Raw genomic sequence first — 2,222 nt, 5'->3', positions numbered from 1 at the left:
GCCTGGCCGAACACGGCGCCGCCCCGCTGGAACTCCACCTGAGCGGCTGCCCGCGCGCCTGCGCGCAGCCCTGGCCCGCCGCCGCGACCCTCCTCGCGGTGGACCCGGGCCGCTACGACCTTTACCGGCGCGACGGCGGCAGCGGCTTCGGCCGGCTCGCCGCGCGCCATCTGACGATCGACCAAGCCGCCGCGATGCTCGCCGCATCGCCGCGCCATCAGGACTGAACCGAATGCTCGACTACCTTCGCGACGGCCAGGAAATCTACCGGCAATCGTTCGCGACGATCCGTGCGGAAGCCGATCTCTCGGCGATCCCCGCCGACCTCGAAAAACTCGCCGTGCGCGTGATCCATGCCTGCGGCATGGTCGACATCGTCGCCGACCTGCGCTTCTCGGCCGGCGCCGGCCAGGCCGGCCGGGACGCGCTGGCCGCCGGCGCGCCGATCCTCTGCGACGCGCGCATGGTGGCCGAGGGCATCACGCGCACGCGCCTGCCGGCCGCCAACCCGGTGCGCTGCACGCTCGGCGAGGCCGAGGTGCCGGCACTGGCCGCGCAACTCGGCAACACCCGCTCGGCGGCCGCGCTCGAACTGTGGCGCCCCTGGCTGGCCGGCAGCGTGGTGGTGATCGGCAATGCGCCCACCGCGCTGTTCCATCTGCTCGACATGCTCGATGCCGGCGCGCCGAAGCCGGCCCTGATCCTCGGCTTCCCGGTCGGCTTCATCGGCGCGGCCGAATCGAAGGCAGCGCTGGCCGCCGACAGCCGCGGCGTGCCCTACGTGGTGGTGAACGGCCGCCGCGGCGGCAGCGCGATGGCGGCGGCCGCCGTCAATGCCCTGGCGACGGAGGTCGAATGAACCACGGCGAGACTCGCTCCGCAGCGAGCCGGCAGGGCGCCGCGCGCGGCCGCCTGTTCGGCATCGGCGTCGGCCCCGGCGACCCGGAGCTGCTGACCCTGAAGGCGGTGCGCCACCTGCGCGCCGCGCCGGTGGTGGCCTACTTCGTCGCCAAGGGCAAGAAGGGCAATGCCTACGGCATCGTCGAGGCGCATCTGCACGAGGCGCAGCTGCAATTGCCGCTGGTCTACCCCGTCACCACCGAGGCGCTCGAGCCGCCGCTCAGCTACGAGCGCGTGATCGCCGACTTCTACGACACGGCGGCCGAGGTGGTGGCCGCGCATCTCGATGCCGGGCGCGACGTCGCCGTGATCTGCGAGGGCGACCCGTTCTTCTACGGCTCCTACATGTACCTGCACGATCGGCTCGCGCATCGCTACGACACCGAGGTGGTGCCCGGCGTGTGCTCGATGCTGGGCGGCGCGGCCGTGCTCGGCGTGCCGCTGGTCTATCGCAACCAGACGCTCTCGGTGCTCTCCGGCGTGCTGCCCGAGGACGAGCTGCGCGCGCGGCTGGCCAAGGCCGACGCGGCGGTGGTGATGAAGCTGGGCCGCAATTTCGACAAGGTGCGGCGCGTGCTAGACGAGCTGGGCCTGGCCGGCCGCGCGCTCTACGTCGAGCGCGCCACCATGGCCAGCCAGCGCATCGTGCCGCTGGCCGAGGTCGATCCGATGGCCTCGCCCTACTTCTCGCTGCTGGTGGTGCCGGGGGAAAAATGGCAAGGCTGACGGTGGCGCCGGCGATCGTGGTGCTCGGCGCGGGCGCGCTGCCAGTGGCCGAGCGGATCCGCGCGCGCTACCAGGGCGCGACGATCCACGCGCTGGCGGGCCGCGCCGAGGGCGACGTGGCGTTCAGCGAGCTCGGCGCCCACCTGCGCGCGCTCTATGCGCGCGGCAATCCGGTGGTGGCGCTGTGCGCGGCCGGCATCGTGATCCGCTGCGTGGCGCCCTGCCTGGCCGACAAGGGCGTCGAGCCGCCGGTGCTGGCGGTGGCCGAGGACGGCAGCGCAGTGGTGCCGCTGCTGGGCGGGCTGACCGGCGTGAACCTGCTGGCACGCGAGATCGCCGAGACGCTCGGCATCGCGCCGGCCATCACCACCAGCGGCGAGCTGCGCTTCGGCGCCTGCGTGCTCAATCCGCCCGAAGGGTATGCGCTCGCCGATATCGGTGCCGGCAAGCGCTTCGTTTCCGATCTGCTGGCCGGCGCGAGCACGCGCGTGGACGGCGCCGCGCCCTGGCTCGAGGGCGTCGCGCTGCCGGTCAACGCAGCCGGCTCGCACGCGATCCGCGTCACGCCCCGGCGCGCCGGCGGCGCCGGCTCGGGC

2 protein-coding genes and 2 pseudogenes are annotated in these 2,222 nt (G+C 73.6%); all 4 read left to right on the top strand.

Annotated elements, in window-relative coordinates; genetic code table 11:
• Positions 1-227, top strand: a pseudogene (locus F3J18_RS36840) (precorrin-3B synthase); the annotation flags it as partial.
• Between the two features lie 5 nt (positions 228-232).
• Positions 233-859 (top strand): precorrin-8X methylmutase, encoded by a 627-nt coding sequence (locus F3J18_RS36835; protein WP_166917063.1) that lies wholly within the window; start codon positions 233-235, stop codon positions 857-859.
• Positions 856-1,626 carry a precorrin-2 C(20)-methyltransferase gene (locus F3J18_RS36830; RefSeq protein ID WP_046579424.1) on the top strand — a complete coding sequence of 257 codons (771 nt, stop codon included), beginning with the start codon at positions 856-858 and terminating at the stop codon, positions 1,624-1,626. Before F3J18_RS36835 ends, F3J18_RS36830 begins: the two co-directional genes overlap by 4 nt.
• Positions 1,614-2,222: pseudogene (locus F3J18_RS36825) on the top strand (cobalt-precorrin 5A hydrolase); the annotation flags it as partial. The gene F3J18_RS36830 and the pseudogene F3J18_RS36825, both read left to right, overlap by 13 nt.

Source organism: Burkholderia sp. Ax-1720 (genome assembly GCF_011753035.1).
GTDB classification, from domain to species: domain Bacteria; phylum Pseudomonadota; class Gammaproteobacteria; order Burkholderiales; family Burkholderiaceae; genus Burkholderia; species Burkholderia gladioli.
This window is presented reverse-complemented; position numbering and strand designations above follow the sequence as displayed.

Coding starts and splice junctions, on each gene's coding strand:
- F3J18_RS36835 (WP_166917063.1), top strand. CDS start 233: ATGCTCGACTACCTTCGCGACGGCCAGGAAATCTACCGGCAATCGTTC.
- F3J18_RS36830 (WP_046579424.1), top strand. CDS start 856: ATGAACCACGGCGAGACTCGCTCCGCAGCGAGCCGGCAGGGCGCCGCG.